The organism is Tolypothrix campylonemoides VB511288_2, from assembly GCF_045999855.1.
Classification (GTDB): domain Bacteria; phylum Cyanobacteriota; class Cyanobacteriia; order Cyanobacteriales; family Nostocaceae; genus Scytonema; species Scytonema bouteillei_A.
In genome coordinates this window covers 950,713-970,947 of the sequence record NZ_JBFPMW010000001.1, presented here as the reverse complement: position 1 = coordinate 970,947, position 20,235 = coordinate 950,713, and the positions used below count along the sequence as shown (strand labels likewise).

Genomic DNA, 20,235 nt, shown 5'->3' with positions numbered 1-20,235 from the left:
GCCAGCAAGTCTTTGAGGAGGTAAACTACCGCCATGCTATTATTGCTCAATTTTGTATTGCTACCATCAACCAAAATCTATCAAGTACAGGTAAGTACTTTGGCTGAATGTTATTTTACTAACAGCTTTAACTCAACACTTATAGGAAAACTTTAAGATGTACAGATTGAAACTCGACCCCAAGACGCGTATTTCTTATACATATTTCTTAATATCTACAGCCTGGATTGTTGTCACAGATATCTTGTTTGCTAAAGGAGATTTTCGGCAAGCAGTCTATCAATCTTGTAAAGGATTGCTGTTTGCAGCTATTACAGCCTATCTACTCTATCTTCTGATTGACAAGCATTATGGAGCAAAGCAAAAGATTCAGAGAGAACGGAATGAAGCTATAGAAACTTACACCCAATTGTTTGAACAACATGGGCTTCCCCAACTGCTTATCGATCCTTTGCATGGCAAGATAGTACAGGCAAATGATGCAGCTGCGACCTTCTATGGTTGGAGTCAGGAAACACTCTGCTCAATGAGCATTTCTGAAATTAATCTCTTGAGTGAAGATGAGGTATTTTATGAAATGGCTGCGGCGCGATCGCAACGTCGCAATCATTTTAAATTTATTCATTGTCGGGCTAACGGTGAGACTCGTGATGTTGAGGTTTACTCACATCCGGTGCAATTACACGGGCAAAAACTGCTTTATTCCATTATTGTTGATGTATCTGAGAAAAAGCAAGCTCAAGTTGCGCTTTTACGGTATAATCAATTGCTCAAATCGCTGGTTGCATCTATCCGAGCCATAATACGACATCGCGATCGTCAAGGAATTGCAGATGCTGTCACGCAAGCATTGGTTGAACAAGGAAAGTATGCAATGGCATGGATTGGAGAAGTACCGGACAATCCCTCAATACCGATCGCACTGCTTTCCAAATGGGGTGACACTGGAGGTTATCTCGATCGGCTCGAAATCACTTGGGACAATACAGAGACAGCTGAAGGACCAACGGGGAGAGCAATAAAACTGGGTAAGCCTCAAACTTCTAGAGATATTAATAATGATGAGAGTTATAAGGTGTGGCGTCAGTCAGCTTTAAATAGTGGTTTTCGTTCATCAGCCGCTTTCCCCCTATTTCATACAGGTCGAGTTGTGGCTGTACTCAACCTTTATTCAAGCGAATCCAATGTCTTTGATGATGAAGAAATGTATTACCTTGAAGCGTTAGCAGGAGATTTATCTCGTGCTCTGTTTATGACTGAAAGCCTACTTGAATATGAGAGAATTGATGCTGAAAGACTCGCAGCTATTTCTCGTTCTAAAGAAGCTTTGCTAGAAGCAGTGGCTGCGCTATCGGAAACGCTTGAGGTCCGTGACCCCTACACAGCAGGTCACCAACGGCGTGTGGCTTGGCTGGCGATCGCGATAGGCAGACAGTTAGGATTAACGACACAGAGGTTAGAAGCCCTTAATATAGCTGCTCTCCTTCACGATATTGGTAAAATTTCCATACCATCTGAGATTCTCTCAAAACCAAGTCGGCTCAGTCTTATTGAGTTTGAACTGATTAAACAACATCCTCAGGTAGGAGAGGAGATTTTAAGAAAAGTTTCCTTTGAATGGCCCATAGCAACTATTGTCGGTCAACACCACGAGCGCGTAGATGGAACTGGATATCCGCGTGGTTTAATAGGTGAAGAAATTATGGAAGAATCCCGTATCTTATCTGTTGCCGATGTCATGGAAGCTATGATATCCCACAGACCCTACCGTCCGGGGTTATCGTTAGAGCACGCTTGCCTGGAACTGGAAAGTAATATAGATAAGAAATATGATGTCAATGTTGTGAATGCTTGTATAAAAATCATGAGAGAAGGTGGTTACCAATATCTGGGAATGTCTGGAGAACCAACAGATTCCATTTGGCTAAAATGTATTCCTTGAGATTCTGTCCCTTGCTAGAGGGAATAGCAGTTGTCTCTAGTCTTAACTTGTCTAAGTAATACCATTTTGGATGAGTGGATGAATGGATTGAGGAAGCCGTGCTTAGACTTCATCTCAATCAACTATCTGTCGCATTCTTTTTCAATTTGGTGTAAGTGAGTTTATGCAAGTTAAGCCAAGAGGTCAAAATGTCTCAGGAGCCATGTCAGCCCATCAACTTATCAGTCCATGAAAGTTCTGACCCAAGTGTCATCGATCCATCAGCACATAAAAAAGAATCTGAGAACATGAATGAGTTGAATGACTCCGTTCATGATAGCGAAAACGTAGATGTTCCCATTCCAGGGCTGTCTGATGAAACTAACGATTCCAATCCAGTCGATCGTCAACTCGGGATTATCAGCCGAACCGCAGGTTAAACTAATAAATAATTATCAGCGATCTTAAGCAGAAAAGTACTGTGCGGGCGCAGAGCCTTGCGCCCCTACTCACCACTAACCACTAACTATTAATGAAATCAACATACAATTTTCAAGACTTTAAGGGAAATTCTTTTTCCGATCTCTTTGCTAAAGACATCAAAGATTTACGGTATGGATTGCTACCTAACTACCCTGCAACTGCAGCTTGGGCTGCTTATCCCAACACAAAAAAATTCTTTCTTCAAGACGGTAGTAGTGAAGCGAATAAAACACCTTTTGACAAACTTTGCCAGAAAGAACCTTGGAAAAATTTGGCAGTTTTAGGTGACCTTGTACCGGGAATTACCATTGTTCAACCGCCAAAGTTACTGATTCAATATTGGCAGGAACACTTTGGATTTAGCTACTCAAATTTGGAACTCTTACATTGTTCTGTTTATCTTGATGAACTCAGCCAAAGCGATCGCTTTGACAAATTGATTGCTCTTTTCCCCTTCGATCGCCTGAAACCTGAAAAACACGCTGTCGATCCAGACACTCACTACCGCTTGTTAAACAAAGTCACGCTAGCCGATCTCGGAGTGCAATGTCCGAAATATGAAAGCTACAATCTGCATAACTTCAATCTTGACGATATTAAGTTACCAGAAAAATTTCCCTACCTCATCAAAACTTCCCACGGGCTTTCGGGAGAAGGGACTTATATTATTAGAAGCACCAGCGATCTGAATTACTGCTTTGATGAACTGAGGAAGTATCTTGATATTAAACTGCTAGATACAATTATTGTCTCTGAGTTTGTTAAAAATGTGGTAGAAAATTACTGCGTACAATTCTACCTGAACAAGACGGGAGAGATTGTGCTTGTGGGAACTACAGGACAACTCGTTACTCCAGACGGAAACTATTTAGGAGGATTAATTCACTACCGCGCAACAGATATGAGCAAGTTCTATGAAATGATAGCTGCTATTGGAAAGTATGCTTACGAGCAGGGCTATTTTGGTATGATTGGCTTTGATGTATTGGAAGATAAAGACGGACAGCTTTATGCGATCGATGCTAACTTCCGAATCAATGGCTCAACCCCACTCTGCTTGCAGCGCCAAACCTTGTTAGGATTGGGAAAAGAAGTCGCTAAATACTCTTCCAATTACCGCATGAGTGGAACGCTAGACTTCATTCTCACAACTTTGAAATCAGAACTAGATCGCAAAGACTTTATCATCCTATCAGCCTTAGAGAAAGTCAAATACGGAAATATATATACAGAAATTTACGGAATTGTCAGTGGAGAATCAATTGAGGAAATGCAGTACATTGAGAAGAAGTTACAATCTAAAGGATTGCAATTGCTAAGTTAAGTAATTAGGGATTTTCAAGAAATAAATTATCTAATTTTGTGGAACGGGCGTCCTCTTTCCTTTAATAATTGGCGCTCTTGAAGCCTCGCAGTCCCCTCAACGGAAGGAACGCCCCTCCGGTTCACCAAAAAATATTTGGGGCTATCAAACATTCCATACTTGAAAGCACAATCTTGAATAGGTAACTTAGATTAAGTTGTCAGCAGTTGCTATTAATTCTACTTTAATCAGTCTAGTAAGAATTTCAATCAATCCCTCGGTTGTATCTATATCTATCCCTTCTAAAATTTCAATAGCTACAAACACAGAGTCCTTGTTATTCGGGTATTTTGAAGTTATTTGATCGATAATTTTTTCTACAACCAATAATGATGCTAGCAAAGAACACGGTTTATACATAGACTGAGCAGTCACATTATTAACTAAAATTAATCTAAGTAATCTTTTTTCTGAAAGACTTAAATGCTCAAGGGTGTAACCGAATTTTTCACATAGCAGTGTAATTTGTGGCATACACTGTGACCTGAATAATGATGTCAATAAGCATATGTACAAAAGGTGTGATTTGAGTGAAGATTTGATAAAGATTTATTAAGTAACGAGGTTGAGCCCAGTTTATTTACCTGCACCTACTGAGTCAATAATATTGCTATAATGGTAAACTGGGTTAATTTGTTGTTAAATAATTTTGCCTCTCTCTTTGCGTCTTTGCATGAGATTTAATGTAACTATTGAGCTAGATATTATTAATAAATCTAAATTATTCAGCAGCTTATGAGCCAATCTTGTTCTAAAAACCCTCCTTCAACTGCTGAAGATACAGAAGTTTTTCTCTTCCCGACATCCTTTGCACAAGCTAGGCTGTGGTTTCTCGACCAATTACTACCGGGAAACCCTCTCTACAACGTATCAGCAGCACTGCGCTTAACAGGTTCGCTTAACTTAACTGCCCTAGAACAAGCCTTCAATGAAATTGTGCGTCGTCACGAAACTTTACGCACTACGTTTTTAATGGTGGAAGGTCAACCCATGCAGGCGATCGCACCTTCATTAACCATACCGTTTTCCGTTATAGATTTACGCCATCTCGCGATCGGTGAACGAGAAACACAAGCCAAACGATTGACAACAGAAGAAGCACAACGTCCTTTCCATCTCAGCATTGGACCTCTCATACGAGTTACATTGCTAAGATGCGACGAAACAGAACACGTGTTGTTACTCAATCTCCACCACATCGTTGCAGATGGTTGGTCAATTGCGGTACTTGTTCGAGAACTGGGCGCACTGTACGCAACTGCCTGTAGAGATAGGCTATCCTGCATCTCTACACCTCTCCCAGAACTACCCATTCAGTATGCAGATTTTGCTGAATGGCAACGCGACTGGCTGGAAGAACCAGGTGTAGATGGGCTCTCGCCCCTACAAACTCAATTAACTTACTGGAAAAAGCAGTTAAATGGCATCTCTGTCCTCAATCTTCCCACTGACAGATTAAGACCAAAAGTTCCAAGCCACAAGGGAGCACAACAATTTTTCCAACTACCACAATCTTTGGGTAAGGCGTTAGAAGAACTCTCCCGTCGAAAAGGCGTGACTTTGTTCATGACATTACTCGCAGCATTTCAGACGTTACTTTATCGTTACACCCAACAAGAAGATATTGTAGTAGGTTCACCAATTGCCAATCGCAATCGCAGTGAAATAGAAGGATTGATTGGTTTTTTTGTCAACAACTTGGTACTGCGTACCGATTTCTCAGGTAACCCAACATTTCAAGAACTACTGGGTAGAGTGCGAGAGGTAACTTTAGAAGCCTATGCCCATCAAGATTGTACGTTTGAGAAATTGGTAGACGAACTGCATCCTGAAAGAGATTTAAGCCGCAATCCATTGTTTCAAGTTGTTTTTAGCTTGCAAAACACACCTGTTGAAATGCTGGAGTTACCAGGGTTAAAACTCTCACTTTTAGAATTTGACAGCAAAACAGCAAAACTCGATCTGGAGTTTCATCTCTGGCAAGATTTGGACAACTTGAAAGGAAAAGTTATCTACAGCACTGATTTATTTGATGACAGCACCATCACCCGGATGTTGGGACATTTTCAAACCATATTAGAAGGTATAGTTACCGCTCCCCAACAAAAACTCTCAAATTTGCCATTGCTCACAGACACAGAATTACAGCAGTTATGTATTAATTTTGTTTCAGAAAAACCAACTCTTCAATGCTTTCACCAGTTATTTGAAACACAGGTTAAACAAAGTCCCAATGCGATTGCAGTTGTTTGGGAAAATCAACAATTAACATATCACGAACTAAATATCCGTGCCAATCAACTGGCTCATTACCTGCAACAAGGAGGAGTTTTTCCAGAAGTTTTAGTGGGTCTGTGCTTGGAACGTTCCCTAGAAATGATAGTGGGGCTCTTGGGTATCCTTAAAGCAGGTGGCGCTTACTTACCTCTAGACCCAACATATCCTTTAGAGCGTCTTAAATTTATACTAGAAGATGCTCGAGTATCAGTTTTATTAACAACTTCACAAATTCGCGATCGCCAATTCACAAATAACATTCCTATCGTAGTTTGCCCGGACAAAGATGGGGAGGCGATCGCACAATACAGTCAAGAAAACCCCACTAGCAGTGTCACACCCAATAACTTAGCTTACGTCATCTACACTTCTGGCTCCACAGGAAAGCCAAAAGGCGTTCTTATCGAGCATAGAGGAGTCTATAATTTACTGCAGGCACAAATTGCAACTTTCGACTTACAACCTGGAAATCGCATTTTACAATTTGCTTCTTTAAGTTTTGATGCATCAGTTTTTGAGATTGTGATGGCGTTAGGGTCTGGGGGAACTCTTTGCTTGGCAAATAAGGAATCCCTTGTACCGGGACAATCTTTAATCGAACTGCTACAAAAACAAGCAATTACGCATATCACGCTTCCACCTGCTGTTTTAGGAATTCTACCAAAAGCCCAACTTCCCGCATTGCAAACTATCATTTGTGCGGGTGAAATTTGTACGAGTGATACAGTCAAACGTTGGTGGGGACCCAACCATCGGTTATTTAATGCTTACGGACCAACGGAAGCAACGGTTTGGTCTGCGATCGCGCAAATCAATATTCCCAGTGAAAAACCACCTATTGGTCGCCCTATTGCTAACACTCAAGTCTACATATTAGACAAGTATTTACAACCCGTACCCACTGGCATTACTGGTGAGTTATATATTGGTGGTTCGGGGTTAGCACGTGGTTACCTCAACCGTCCCGATATCACAGCCGATCGCTTCATTCCCAATCCTGTCAGCAATTCTCAGGGAACACACACAACCAAGCATAAAAATCCGACTGCGCCAGAGCGTGTTTTCAAAACAGGAGATTTAGCAAGATATCGAACAGACGGGAATATTGAATTTGTAGGACGTATCGACAATCAAGTCAAGATGCGCGGTTTCCGCATCGAGTTACAAGAAATTGAAATGGTACTGACTCAACATCATGCAGTCCAAGAAGCCGTGGTTATTGTCAAGGAGAATGTTTCTGGTGATAAGTGGTTGGTAGCTTATGTTGTTCCCCATCACAAATACAGACAAACAACCATTGAACTTCATGATTTTTTGAGAGAAAAATTGCCAGAATATATGATACCTTCGGCTTTTATTCTATTAGACGCTCTACCACTAACACCTAATGGCAAATTAGACCATCGCGCACTAGCTGCTCTCGATCGTTCAACTCAAATTGCAGCCAATACAGAGTTTGTCCCTCCTCGTAGTCCAGTGGAGTTTAAATTAGCAGAAATTTGGGCTAAAACGCTCAATCTTCAATCTATAGGCATTCAACACAACTTTTTTGATTTAGGTGGTAATTCTCTCCTAGCTGTCCGTTTAATGGAGAATATCCATCAAGAATTTCAACGAAAATTACCGCTATCTTTTCTATTTTTAAATCCAACAATTCAAAAATTAGCAAAACTTCTCATTCAAGAACAAAAAACTCAAAGTTGGTCTCCCTTAGTCGCAATTCAACCTGATGGTTCAAAACCTCCTTTTTTCTGCGTTCATCCTATCTTTGGAACAATCTTTCCTTATTATGAATTAGCTGGTCATTTAGGAAAAGATCAACCATTTTATGGATTGCAACCTTTAGGGCTAGATGGTGAAAGCCCACCACTCAAACAGATTGATGATATGGCATCCTATTATATTGAAGCCTTACGTACAGTACAACCGAGAGGACCTTATTTTTTAGGAGGTTGGTCTTTCGGAGGTTTGGTTGCTTTTGAGATGGCTCAACAACTTTATAAAGCAGGACATGAAGTTGCTTTACTTGCTCTACTTGATACCGTAGCACCTATTTCTCATCTTCAACCTTCCATCGGCGATAGTTTCAGTTTTCTGTTTTCTACAGTAGCAAGATCGATTTGGTCTTTTTTGTTGGATTACTTATATTTAATTGTAGCTTCTTACCAAGGGGATAGGTTTCTACGGATTCCTTATCTCAATCAAAGTGCGGATTGGGTGAGAAGTCATTTATTATCACTTTTTCACTTAAAAGAGTTAAGTTTAAGCAATCTCATAACTCAAGAATCGAAATCTCAAATTTTGCGTGAATTAACCATTCATCCAATGATAGATATTTTCCAAGCTAACAGCCAAGCAACTCTAAGTTATGTCCCACAACTCTACCCATACCAAGTAACTCTATTTAAGTCTGGCATTCAGTCAAAAACTGCTTATCAAGATTCTAGCTTGGGATGGGAACAATTTGCTTTAGGAGGAGTGGAAGTTCATCAAATTCCTGGCAATCATCTTACAATGCTAAGAAAACCTCATGTTCAAGTGCTTGCGGAAAAACTGCAAATTTGTATCGATCGCGCCGTCAAAAATTTACACTCTTCGTCGCATCCGTAATTACCTACGCTGCCCTTGGTATTCGTCTTACTGTCCCACGACTGTCGAATGAGCAACGTCGAGGACCCTTTCACCGTGAAATTTACCGTCAACGCAATATTGTTGAACGCGCTATTAACAAACTCAAACAGTTTCGACGTATTACTACCCGATACCCGATATGAAAAGCTGGCTGCTGATTCAGCATATGATTCAATTCGGATCGGTTTCGATAGTACCATCGGGCATAATAGTGTTACGGAAAATAGCATTCTTAGCACTAAACCCCCATGTAGCACTGCTTAAGTCAGCATCAATCAAGTTTGCGTCAGCGAGATCGGTGCCACACAGATTAGCATTTCTGAGATTGGCACCTTCCAAGGAAGCTCCACCCAAATGGGCTCCTTCCAGGTTAGTACCGCTCAAGTTGGCGTTAGTTAAATTGACCAATTCCATAATGGCATCCCGAAAATTGGCACCACTAAGGTTGGCACCACTGAGGTTGGCTTGACTGAGATCGATTTGCTCATTGTAAATAATGCCCTTCAAAATTCGACGCCCGAAGTCAGCTCTACTCAAGTCTGCTCCAGTCAAATCGAAGCCGCTAAAATTTCTCTCCCCAGCAGCATACCTTTCCAACAATTCTTCAACTTCCAACCTTGGCAAAATTTCTTTGTCTTCCACAATTCAACTCACACATTAAATAATAACGCACGTTACCAGCCGTAGTTTGCACTCAAGAAAAGCAGCTTTAATTTTGTATTAAGAGATTAGACATTGTTTTGCACCGTGCTGACTTAAGAGGTATCGATCTGCGTGGAGTTTCGTTGCGAGAGGCTTATTTGCCTTACGCCAACTTGAGTTATGTCAATTTGGAAGGTTCCGGGTTGCAATACGCCTACCTCTGGGGTGCTAATTTGCGTGGTGCTAATTTGGATCTCGCTGTCATTGATGGCGCTAACTTGAGTTATACCGACTTGAGGGATGCTAACCTGAATTGCCTCCAAATGACTGGTCTTAACTTGCTCGGAGCTAACCTGACTGGAGCTAAGTTCTTCTTTCTCCCCGTAATGCAAGGTTCCTTCTTCCTCAATACCACTATGCCAGATGGAAACGTTGTTGTTGACCCATATTGTGTCCCTTGAGCCAGAGGCTATACATTGTAACGTTTTTAGCGATTTTATTGAGTTTATTTTTTTATCCCGGTTTTCTGTTCCATTGCTGATGCTGTTGGCGAAATATTTCTTAATACTTTTTATGTCTGGGAATTCAAGTGTTTGACACCTCCTCGCAACGTTGCGAGGAGGTGGAGCTATGAGCAACTATGTAAATACACTGTCTATGAAGTATCTTATACTTACCGTAACTTCTTGTTGCTCACTTTTAGATTTACTTTATAAATAGCCTCTAACCTAGCATCACGACTAGAGTTGTAACTAATCTAGCGATTGCAGGCGACTGTTATCAAAATACAGCAAACTTAACACTGTACATTTATCATAGTTGTGATATAACGTTTATTACTAGCAATGCACAAAATCAAACTTTAGTCATTTATACTTTATTAAACTTATTATGCAAGTTTAGGAGAATATGGAGAATACAATTCCTCCCTATAAATATCCCTTTTGGGTTGTCATTTTGAGTGCAGCAGTTCTTTGCTCTTTATTATATTCATTGCTGTCTTTACCAAAATATTTTGTAGCATCCAAAGAACTCAAAGCCGGACGTAATGCATATGTTCAAAAGCAATATGACGAAGCAATTAAATCTTACGAATTAGTTTTAATCAAAGTACCTAATTCTAAAGAAGCAAAAATCTCTCTTGCAGAGGTATACTTTGCCAAAGGTCAGGTAACTGATATAGAAAAAGCAGTTTCATACTTGAAAGGAGTCCATCTTAATAAATCCGATCGGGTAAGACTAATTATGAATATGCCTGAAATATATCAACAATATTTTGAAAATATAAGAGAATAATTAAAATGTTTATACCTGGTTGGGTAATTTCATTAGCTACTTTTCCTGGTGTAGTAGTCCATGAAGCTGCACATAGATTATTTTGCGATTTGGCTAAAGTACCTGTATATGAAGTTTGTTATTTTAGAATTGGAAATCCCGCAGGTTATGTTGTACATGGTGAAGTCAATCGCTTGCGAGATGCTTTGTTAATTTCTGCTGGGCCATTAGTTATCAACACCATACTTTGTGCAATATTAACATATCAACAATCACTGGCACTATTTATATTAAAGGAAAGTCCCAGCCACTTTACAACAGTATTTCTAGCGTGGATAGGGTATTCTATCGGAATGCACGCCTTTCCTAGTAATCAAGATGTAAAATGTTTTATGTCTGAATTCAAAAAAATTAGAAAGGGTAAAACTCAAAATATATTATATTTTATTAGCCAGATTTTTGGATTTTTAATCGTAGTTGCTAATTTTCTGAGGGTTGTTTGGTTTGATTTGATTTACGCGGTTGGAGTAAGCATGGTCATACCTTTATTGCTAGGTAATATCTAATATTTAGATTCCCCCACCCATCAATAAGAGACTATTTAGAAAGTAAATCTAAAGGAGACAAGACGACGTAGCATAATTCTAGTCATAACAGCATATATGGCTGCTTCGCTCATTTCGGGAAGACGCTCATAATCTTTGCGCTCGACGATGGTACTGATTAAACCACCCAAATGTTCTTTCCACTACAAGGGCGTTTGGGAAGCACTTGAAATTTTTGTTCGGTACGCCGTATGACTTCAACGTGAGCTTGGATCATCAGCCAAACACATTGTGGTAGCGATCGCGGTTCTAAGTAACGACAGCATCTTTTTTCTCTGATTAAACAGTTAACTCACCAAACTGTTGCATCCATTGCTGGACGACGCTATATTAAAGCCGCTTTATCTGTAGTCTCCTTTTAGAGAATTGGTATAACAGACTACTCGATTTTTGCCTATCTTGCCGATGTGTTTATTTTGGAACCTTTTCGCGGAGTTGGATTGGGTAAGTGGTTGATAGAAACAATTATGTCTCATCCTGAATTGCAGGGATTGCGTCGGTGGTTACTAGCAACCAAAGATGCTTGTGAGTTTTATCGTCAGTTTGGATTTACTGAACTTAACAATCCCAATCGTTTCATGGAGAAGTGGAACCCAAATGTTTATTTAAAAATTAGAGATGAGAGGATATGAGAAAAGCTCAGCCCATGGTTAGGGTTAAGAGCGCTCAAAAAAAAGCCCCTAGTGTAAGCTAGAGGCTGAGATTCTTATTGAGAAGAGAAATGCTGGAGAAGCTTTGCTGTCTAATTTTGACTTAAGGCAGCTTGTGAACCCACAATCAAAAGAAGTAGAATTATTTTTACGACAGTATGTACCTAGATAGAAGAAGACCCCGATTTTGTCGGGGTCAGACTCTACGCAGATGATATTCCACAAATACCAGTTTTTATTTTCCTCCAGAGTAAACAATTACACCCCCATCAAAAGGTACAAACTTTAAATTGTTGCCTGTAGCCAACACTTGTGTTCAAGACGGTCTGTCTTCTTTGTAGAATATGACAGTTGTATGTACTCTGTGGCGGATCGTGATTGAACGTTATACCTTGCCTGAAATGGGCAATCTTTGGACAGAAGCTTATAAGTATAAAACCTGGTTGCAAGTAGAAATCGCTGTTTGTGAAGCCCAAGCTGAGTTAGGTTACATCCCAACTACAGCTGTTGAACAAATTAAGGCAAAGGCAAATTTTGACCCAAAGCGGGTACTGGAAATTGAGGCTGAAGTCCGCCACGATATGATTGCCTTTCTCACAAATGTTAATGAATATGTAGGTGAAGCAGGACGCTACATTCACTTGGGATTGACTAGTTCTGATGTACTGGATACAGCTTTGGCAGTACAGTTAGTTGCAAGTCTGGACATTTTGTTGCAACGCTTGCAAGAGTTGATTGATGCTATTCGTCAAAAAGCCAAAGAGCATCGAAACACGGTTATGATCGGACGTTCCCACGGTGTTCACGCCGAACCCATTACCTTTGGTTTTAAGTTGGCTGGTTGGTTGGCAGAAGTTCTGCGACACCAAGAACGCCTGAAAAATGTCCGCCAAACAATTGCAGTTGGTAAGATTTCTGGTGCGGTAGGAACTTACGCCAATATTGAACCCCGAGTAGAAGCAATTTCTTGTCAAAAACTTGGGCTTCAACCAGATACAGCCTCAACTCAAGTGGTTTCACGCGATCGCCATGCCGATTTTGTGCAACAATTAGCCTTACTAGCGGCATCTATTGAAAGATTTTCGGTAGAAATTCGCAATTTGCAAAGAACAGACGTTTTGGAAGTTGAAGAATTCTTTTCCAAAGGGCAAAAAGGTTCTTCCGCAATGCCTCACAAGCGCAACCCCATCCGTTCGGAACGACTTACAGGAATGGCTCGAATTGTCCGCAGCCATGCTGGAGCAGCATTAGAAAACGTTGCACTGTGGCACGAAAGAGATATTTCTCACAGTTCTGTCGAGCGCGTCATTTTACCCGATGCTTGTATTTTGACCCACTTTATGCTTCATGAGATGACCGACCTAGTGAAAAACCTGTTGGTTTATCCCGAAAACATGGAGCGGAATTTGAACTGCTACGGTGGCGTTGTCTTTAGCCAAAGGGTTCTACTCGCATTGGTAGACAAGGGATTGAGCCGTGAAGACGCTTATGCGATCGTCCAACAAAACGCTCATACTGCATGGAATAAGCCTCAAGGTAATTTCCGCGAATTAATTGCTAACGACTCTCGCGTCACCCAAAAGCTATCAACCGCAGAAATTGAAGCGTGTTTCGATCCCCAAAACCATCTCAGACACCTGGAGGAAGTTTACCAAAGATTGGGGATTTAGGGCTTTGGGACAAGGGGGACAAGAGAGACGAACTCATACCCAAAGCCTAAAAGCCTAAAATCTAATGCCCGTGCTTATTCTGTAATTTCTCGTTCCCAGCCTCTGGCTGGGAATAAGGGAGACAGGTAGCCGATATTGACTTCTCCCCCTCCTCTTTTTTTGATAATTATTTCCTTAAAAAATTTACTTGTTTTTTCCTATCACCAAGGTTGACCCGCTACCTTTTTGATATTTGTGCATTCAGGTCTGTGACAACATCTCTGTGAGAGAAGAAGTAGCACAGAACATTATATTTTGCTATGACTAATAGCAGTGAGTAACTGTAAAACATAAAGTATAAAAACTTAACATTAACAAATTCCAATAAAATGGATCGATCGAGGGATCTTAAAGCTCAAGAAATTGATGTAGTAGAAGCAGGACGCATATACAAATCCATTGGAGCGATTCCTGCTCAGATGTTGCGCTCGAAAATCTATCGAGCTTGGGAGCGATCGCATTTGCTTGGTGCTAACCCCCACGCGCTGCAAGCAGAAAAACTATCAAGTTCAGATACAAAGCATTTAATAGCGGAAAATAGCAATCTCATTCAACTGGCTAGTCCTTACATCCGCATACTCTCACAGGCTGCAGGTAGCGATCGTCATGCAGTCATGTTGGGTGATAACCAAGCGATCGTTTTGAATGTAGTAGGTGATAAGCAGACCGTACATGGATCGGAAGCTTTCCCCGGACCCGGTTCTTTGCTATCAGAAAGTGTAGCCGGCGCTAACGGTATTGGTACGCCACTAGTAGAAGCAGATTATGTAGAAATTATTAGCGCAGAACATTTTATTGAGGGGTTTCATCCATTCACATGCCAAGGGATTCCTCTACGCAATGACAAACAAGGAATTATCGGAGTGCTAAGTATCTCTATGCGTCGTGCAGATGCTGGACAACGGATGAAAGAGATATTGCTGTGTGCATCTCACGGAGTTGAAGCAGACTTATTGATAGCAAACTTAGAAAAAGATATTCGTCGTGTCTTAGAGTCCAATCCCGATGAATATCAGCCACTAGAAGATTTGCGTCAGGATATCATCCAAGCACATCAAGCAGCACGCTTAAAACTTGAAGTTGTTTCCCGGATGATGGCACTTAACCGCTTGGATTATGCAGTACAATTGCTGCGACAGGCTGAACAATCAATTCAACTATTTCGTCGTCGTGCGGAAATTTGGCGCAATCTAGCATCCAATGAAATTGATAGACTCCAACCTGTGTCCATAACGGATAAGATATCCGATTTAATAGACATTCTCTCAACGGAAGCAGGCATCCGTCAGATAGAAATTATAACTGATTGGTACGAAGCGATCGCAGTAGTTGCCGAGCCTAAAAGCCTTTTACGTCATCTGCTGCGTTATTTTCTCCAAGCCTTCGATCGTGCAGGTAAAGGTGGAATAGTAAACGTAGCAGTCCGTGAAATCTCAAATTGTGACTTAGTACAAGTCAGTTTTACAACGACTTCAGTTGTTAATTTCTCTTCACCAACACCAAACTCACAGATTTTTTATCTACCAATTACAAAAATTATATATGAACAATAAGAGTACCAGAAAGGGCAAAGTACTGATTGCAGATGATGACGACGATAGTAGAGCTATGCTCGCGTTTCTCCTTGAGGACGAAGGTTGGGAGGTAAAAGAAGCGAAGAATGGCAAAGAAGCTATAGAAAAAGCAATTAAGGAGCAACCAGATTTATTGATATTAGATAATAGGATGCCAGAATTCACAGGAGATGAAGTGTATAAACAACTCCAGCGAGAAGGTATTAAGCTAACAGTGATATTAGCGACAGCCTACGGCTATTTGGAAGAGCTAGCCTTATCTTTGGGAATTTCTCATTTTATTTCTAAACCATATGACATTCCTAAGTTATTAAAAGTCATAGAATCTGCTTGCGACAGTTCACTAGTGGAGAATGAATAGCTACTGATTCAGAGGACTTACCAGGAATGTGACGAATTTTTTCTGAATGTGGACTGACAAATATAAACCAACCAGCCATATTTGTTCGTATTAAAAAGGTTGCCGCAGCAAATTCCAGTATTTCCTTAGAAATACTGGAATTTGCTGTAAAATCTGTTTGATTATAAACATCAGTAAATACTATGGTGTCAAATTTTGGTTTTTGTGTCAAACTCTAACAAATGGGGGTAAGTCTAAGTGTCTGCCCTTTTAATACATGGTTAAGCGCAATGTAAAAATAACTCTATGATTGACATCCTAGCCGCACTCTCTGCATCTGCGGCGGCAGGAATTAGAATAGCCCTGCCACTGCTTTTTATTGGAATACTTCAAGGTAGCAATCTTTGGTCACACGTGCCAATCTTATCCCAGGTTTCCACACCTTTCTTGCTGTTCTCGCTGACAAGTTGGTCAGTCGTTGAGGTATTTGCCTCAAAAAAACTATTAGGGCAGCGAGTACTACAAGTGTTTCACTTATTACTTGCCCCAGTAGTTGGGGCAATTATGGGGTTAGCCGTTGCTAATGCCACAGCAACACCCAATTGGTTGATTGCTCTTATTGGCGGTTCATTAGCCTTCGTTCTTCAACTGGTTCAAATTGGTTGGTTTTACCGATTGAAAGGCATACCACTATGGGCAGTCTTTATTCAAGATGCTTTATGTATTGCTTTAGTCTTTTTTGCCTTAGATGCTCCCACACACGGTGGATTAATTGCTTTAATTCTTCTATGGTTTGCTGTTCATAGTGCTAAAATTTGGTATCGCTGGTATCGCAAACGCTATCACGAAAGGTAATACCATTTTTCCTTTCTGCCCTCTGCCTTAAAGCGCGTAACCTTCAATAGATTACCAAAATCTGACAAGAACCCATTTTGTTTGCAACTTGGTAGAAGTCAACTGATTGAATGTTGACCTGTTAGGAGCGTTATTCTTCATTGGCCATTTGTTATTAATTTGACTGGACTTACCTTGTAGATTCTTCAACTGCGCCTAGCGCCAACAGAGTTGTTTTCTGAGCCTCAGTCAGACCAGTCACTCCTGTGATGTTCATTCCTTCATAAGGGCGCGGGCTTGTAAGAACTTTCAAGCATTCACCTGTCTCAACATCCCATAACCGGATAGTTCCATCTTGACTGCTGCTTGCAAGAATTGGATTTTTCACTGTAGGAAAGCAGGTGTGACAATGGATGAATGCAACGCCAAAAACCCATCGTGTATGGCCTTTTAGAACTTTCAAACACTCTCCTGTTTCAACATCCCAAATTCTCACAGTACGATCGCCACCTCCACTTGCTAAGAGGCGACTGTTGGGACTGAAAGCTACGCTAAATACTGTATGAGAATGTTCTCTCAAAGTCAACAAACATTCACCTGTTTGGAAATCCCAAATTTTTATCGTTGTATCTTCACTACTACTTGCCAGCATGTGCCCGTTTGGACTAAGAGCCGTTCCCCAAACTCCGTGAGCGTGACCTTGCAAAATTTTAACGCACTCTAGAGTATGCACATCCCAAACTTGGATTGACATATCTTCTCCAGTACTCCCAATTAGGAAATTGCCATCGTGAGTGTAGGACAATGACAAAATCATACTAGTAGAATTGTGCAACACGTGTTGGCATTGCCCGGTTTTGACATCCCAAAATCGAATTGTGCTATCGCTGCTACTGGTTGCTAGTGTTTGCCCATCTGGGCTATAGACAATTGAAATCAACCAGTTCCTGTGACCTCTCAAAATATACAAGCAATCTCCTGTTTGAACATCCCAAATCCTTGCTGTTTGATCGGAACTAGCACTTGCTAAAGTTCGCCCATCGGGACTAAATACTACAGCCCGTACCCAATTAGTATGTCCTTTCAAAGTTTTGAGACAAGTTCCGGTGTTGATATTCCACAGTTTGACACTTTGGTCTTCATTAGCACTTGCAATTATTTGGTTAGTCAGATTTTTAAAAGCAGGTGACACAGCAATGAAGTACATACTGCTACCATATCCTTGAAAAGTTCTAAAACACTGTCCGGTGTTTATATTCCAAAATTTAGTTATTTGATCGTCATCGCAAGCAATTAGAGTAGACTCATCTCTAGCAAAAGTTATTGACCGTATGCTATTGGTGTGTCCTTGAAGCGTTTTTAAACATTCCCCACTTTGAAGATCCCAAAGTCGAATTGTGCGATCGCTACTAGCACTTGCTAACGTTTTGCCATCAGGGCTGCAGGTGACACACCAAACATGGTTTGTATGGCTCTCCAGTATATGCAGACACTCCCCGGTTACCGTATCCCAAATTCTGATAGTACCGTTAGCGCTACCACTAATAACTTTTTTTCCATCTACACTAAAGGCTACAGACCAAATGCTACTCGTGTGTCCGTGTACGATCCTCAAGCATACCCCAGTATTCACATTCCAAAGTTTGACGGTTTGGTCAGTGCTTCCACTGGCTAAAATCTGCCCGTCTCGACTCAAAGCAACACAGCAGAACCAACCTTGATGAGCAAGTAGAGTTTTGAAACATTCTCCTGTTTCAACATCCCAAAGCTTTAACGTTTGATCCATGCTACAAGTTGCAAGGATTGCGCGACCGCTACTAACAGCTTGTTGTTCAGCTAAAGCGATAGACCAAACATAGCCCGCAGGATCGGGGAATACCTGCAAACATTGACCGTTCCGAACATCCCATTGCTTGACGGAGCGATCGTCACTGCTACTGAATAGAGTTTGACCATCAGCACTAAACACAATTGAACGTACCCAACCTATGTGTGCTTCCCAACTTAAATATTGTTGTCCATCTGTTACCTGCCACAGTGAAATTTTGCCCTGACTGTCACCTGTTGCTAATAGATTGCCATCAGGGCTAAGTGCCACTATAAAAGTACAACTGAGATTGACAGTAAAGGTAGATTTGGAAAGATTGGAATCGGTAAAATTTGTTTTATACAAATTTAATCCCTTACAGTCTGCTTGCCAAATTGTAAGCTGAGAAAAATCAAACCCGCTTAAATCTATCTTTAATTGACGGAATAAATTGACAATGTTTCCGCCTACATAACCCGTCTCAATTGGCTTCTGTCCGCGTAACTTCACAACCATTGAAGATAATTGTTTTTTAATCTGCTCTCTACTACCAAATACGGACAATAATTTTTCAATAATAGGATTAAGAATTAATTGAATTTGAATTTCTTTTAAATAATCTTTAGTTGTTGCTTTGATAAGAGCATAAGTTTTCAAGAGTTGCAAAGGCTGGCTTCTAATTTCCCACTCTTGAATTTCTTTCATAACATTTTGAATGAAACGGTTAGTGACAAACTCCATTAAGACTGGTTGTAGTGTAAAGGCAGACATATTACCTGCACTACCTCTAACTATTTCAATCAAAGAGCGTCTCTCTAAAGATTGCAGTGCTTCTAATAATTGAGCAATAGAAATTAGAGAGAGTAAATCTGAATCAATTTCTGCAATTGTAACTGGTTCGCGGTTAATTGCCAACCAATAGATAATTTCTTGCTCTAAATTTGACAACCGCTGGAACTGCTGCTCAAGAAGCTCTTGAATATCACCAAATATAACGGTACCTTGAAGCAGAAAACTAGCAATATTACCATCAAATAAATCTCGAATCGTCGTGGCTACAATTTTCAAAGCTAAAGGATTGCCACCATAAGATTGGACTAAATTATGCCAATCATCCCACGAACCTGTAAAACTTCCTTTACAACGAAGAATTGCTTGTCCTTCTAAAGTTGATAGCCCAGAAAGTGACATGGAACGGACAGGTAATGTTTCACCTTCAAGAATGGCAACTTCCCTGGGTTTTTCTCGACTGGTTAGAATGAGACAACTTTGATGCCGTAATTCCCCAATTCGCTTAAACAGTTCACCATATCCTTCATACTCACTCTTATATTGACCCGTAAGAAGCCCTGATTCGCTACCAGAAAAAATTGCTTCTATATTATCTAGAACGATCAGACAGGAATGTCTTTGTAAATAACTTATTAGCTGAAAAATTTTATCGCCAAGAGACTCAGGTAAATAAGTTTCTTTTCGATAAGAAAGAATTTGAACGAAATTAAATAGCAGTGCTTCAATAGTTGGTGCATTGTGGAGAGAACGCCAAATAACAAACTCAAACCGCTTCTGTAATTGCTCACCTAGCTTTACAGAAAGAGCAGTTTTTCCAATTCCCCCCATTCCCAACAGTGCAACTAACCGACAGTGCTCTTGAACAATCCATTGCTCTAATATTGCCAGTTCTTGAGAACGCCCACAAAAGTTAGAAACATCAATGGCTTCACCCCAATCTTGACAGGAGGGAGATAAGGTGTAATTTTTTACCTTGCTCTGTTGCACCCCTATTTCCGCTTCCACAGTTCGGGAGTTGCATCTTCTTAATACAGAACGAAGGTTATCTTTAGTTACTTTTTCTCCAATCGCTTGCGATAGAATCTTCCACAGACGAAATCCCACTATTTTGATGTAATCGGCATCATAACCCAATTCTTCGGCAATCTCTGGGTACGTTCTGTGGTCCCAACATTGGCGAAAAATCACTTCTTGGAGGTCATTTAAAGACACTGTTCCCAGAAGATTTTCCACAATGACTAACGCTTCTTCAACAGTCATTTGCCAAAAGTAATGCTAACGAAAACTAACGAAAACTAGTAACTTTCTATAACTGCAAAGGCAGAGATGAAA

15 protein-coding genes and 1 pseudogene are annotated in these 20,235 nt (G+C 40.6%); 12 read left to right on the top strand and 4 right to left on the bottom strand.

What is annotated here, in order from left to right:
* Nucleotides 1-157: 157 nt before the first annotated feature.
* The 3 genes from AB0756_RS04095 (at nt 158) to AB0756_RS04085 (ending at nt 3,728) form a co-directional block, all read left to right on the top strand.
* Nucleotides 158-1,942, top strand: a complete 1,785-nt coding sequence (locus AB0756_RS04095) for an HD domain-containing phosphohydrolase (RefSeq protein ID WP_050046551.1) — start codon at nt 158-160, stop codon at nt 1,940-1,942.
* 188 nt (nt 1,943-2,130) lie between these two features.
* The gene (locus AB0756_RS04090; protein WP_038089202.1) at nt 2,131-2,361 is read left to right on the top strand and encodes a hypothetical protein; all 231 of its coding nucleotides are present in this window, start codon (nt 2,131-2,133) and stop codon (nt 2,359-2,361) included.
* Nucleotides 2,362-2,453: 92 nt separating this feature from the next.
* Nucleotides 2,454-3,728 (top strand): ATP-grasp domain-containing protein, encoded by a 1,275-nt coding sequence (locus tag AB0756_RS04085; protein ID WP_038089205.1) that lies wholly within the window; start codon nt 2,454-2,456, stop codon nt 3,726-3,728.
* Between the two features lie 186 nt (nt 3,729-3,914).
* On the opposite strand, the gene AB0756_RS04080 is transcribed toward AB0756_RS04085, so the two are convergent.
* A complete protein-coding gene (locus AB0756_RS04080) occupies nt 3,915-4,241 on the bottom strand; it encodes a hypothetical protein (RefSeq protein WP_167844807.1) in 327 nt (108 codons plus the stop codon).
* Nucleotides 4,242-4,502: 261 nt separating this feature from the next.
* Between AB0756_RS04080 and AB0756_RS04075 the strand changes: the two genes are divergently transcribed.
* On the top strand, nt 4,503-8,654 hold the full coding sequence (locus AB0756_RS04075; RefSeq protein ID WP_038089211.1) for a non-ribosomal peptide synthetase: 4,152 nt from the start codon (nt 4,503-4,505) through the stop codon (nt 8,652-8,654).
* Between the two features lie 192 nt (nt 8,655-8,846).
* Here AB0756_RS04075 and AB0756_RS04070 read toward each other — a convergent pair whose 3' ends face one another.
* Complete coding sequence (locus AB0756_RS04070) at nt 8,847-9,317, bottom strand: pentapeptide repeat-containing protein (protein ID WP_050046550.1); 471 nt, start codon at nt 9,315-9,317, stop codon at nt 8,847-8,849.
* Between the two features lie 98 nt (nt 9,318-9,415).
* On the opposite strand from AB0756_RS04070, the gene AB0756_RS04065 reads away from it, so the two are divergent.
* The 3 genes from AB0756_RS04065 (at nt 9,416) to AB0756_RS04055 (ending at nt 11,158) form a co-directional block, all read left to right on the top strand.
* Nucleotides 9,416-9,778 (top strand): pentapeptide repeat-containing protein, encoded by a 363-nt coding sequence (locus AB0756_RS04065; protein ID WP_050046549.1) that lies wholly within the window; start codon nt 9,416-9,418, stop codon nt 9,776-9,778.
* A 448-nt stretch (nt 9,779-10,226) separates the two neighbouring features.
* Nucleotides 10,227-10,613, top strand: coding sequence for a tetratricopeptide repeat protein (locus AB0756_RS04060; RefSeq protein ID WP_038089216.1), 387 nt, complete (start codon nt 10,227-10,229; stop codon nt 10,611-10,613).
* Between the two features lie 5 nt (nt 10,614-10,618).
* Nucleotides 10,619-11,158 carry a metalloprotease family protein gene (locus AB0756_RS04055; RefSeq protein ID WP_038089220.1) on the top strand — a complete coding sequence of 180 codons (540 nt, stop codon included), beginning with the start codon at nt 10,619-10,621 and terminating at the stop codon, nt 11,156-11,158.
* Nucleotides 11,159-11,193: 35 nt separating this feature from the next.
* Here AB0756_RS04055 and AB0756_RS04050 read toward each other — a convergent pair.
* Nucleotides 11,194-11,423: pseudogene (locus AB0756_RS04050) on the bottom strand (transposase); the annotation flags it as partial.
* Between the two features lie 139 nt (nt 11,424-11,562).
* Here AB0756_RS04050 and AB0756_RS04045 point away from each other — a divergent pair.
* The 5 genes from AB0756_RS04045 to AB0756_RS04025 all read left to right on the top strand — a co-directional run bounded on the left by AB0756_RS04045 (nt 11,563) and on the right by AB0756_RS04025 (nt 16,325).
* Nucleotides 11,563-11,829, top strand: a complete 267-nt coding sequence (locus tag AB0756_RS04045) for a GNAT family N-acetyltransferase (protein WP_137986547.1) — start codon at nt 11,563-11,565, stop codon at nt 11,827-11,829.
* A gap of 392 nt (nt 11,830-12,221) precedes the next feature.
* Nucleotides 12,222-13,517: an adenylosuccinate lyase gene (purB, locus tag AB0756_RS04040; protein WP_038089318.1), complete on the top strand. Its 1,296-nt coding sequence runs from the start codon at nt 12,222-12,224 to the stop codon at nt 13,515-13,517.
* 368 nt (nt 13,518-13,885) lie between these two features.
* Nucleotides 13,886-15,109 carry a GAF domain-containing protein gene (locus tag AB0756_RS04035; protein WP_038089223.1) on the top strand — a complete coding sequence of 408 codons (1,224 nt, stop codon included), beginning with the start codon at nt 13,886-13,888 and terminating at the stop codon, nt 15,107-15,109.
* Nucleotides 15,099-15,491: a response regulator gene (locus AB0756_RS04030; RefSeq protein ID WP_038089225.1), complete on the top strand. Its 393-nt coding sequence runs from the start codon at nt 15,099-15,101 to the stop codon at nt 15,489-15,491. The genes AB0756_RS04035 and AB0756_RS04030 overlap by 11 nt, the downstream gene beginning before the upstream one ends.
* Nucleotides 15,492-15,776: 285 nt before the next feature.
* Complete coding sequence (locus AB0756_RS04025; RefSeq protein ID WP_038089227.1) at nt 15,777-16,325, top strand: DUF4126 domain-containing protein; 549 nt, start codon at nt 15,777-15,779, stop codon at nt 16,323-16,325.
* Nucleotides 16,326-16,494: 169 nt separating this feature from the next.
* Here the strand turns inward: AB0756_RS04025 and AB0756_RS04020 are convergent, their stop codons facing one another.
* Nucleotides 16,495-20,163, bottom strand: a complete 3,669-nt coding sequence (locus AB0756_RS04020) for a WD40 domain-containing protein (RefSeq protein ID WP_038089229.1) — start codon at nt 20,161-20,163, stop codon at nt 16,495-16,497.
* Nucleotides 20,164-20,235: the final 72 nt, after the last annotated feature.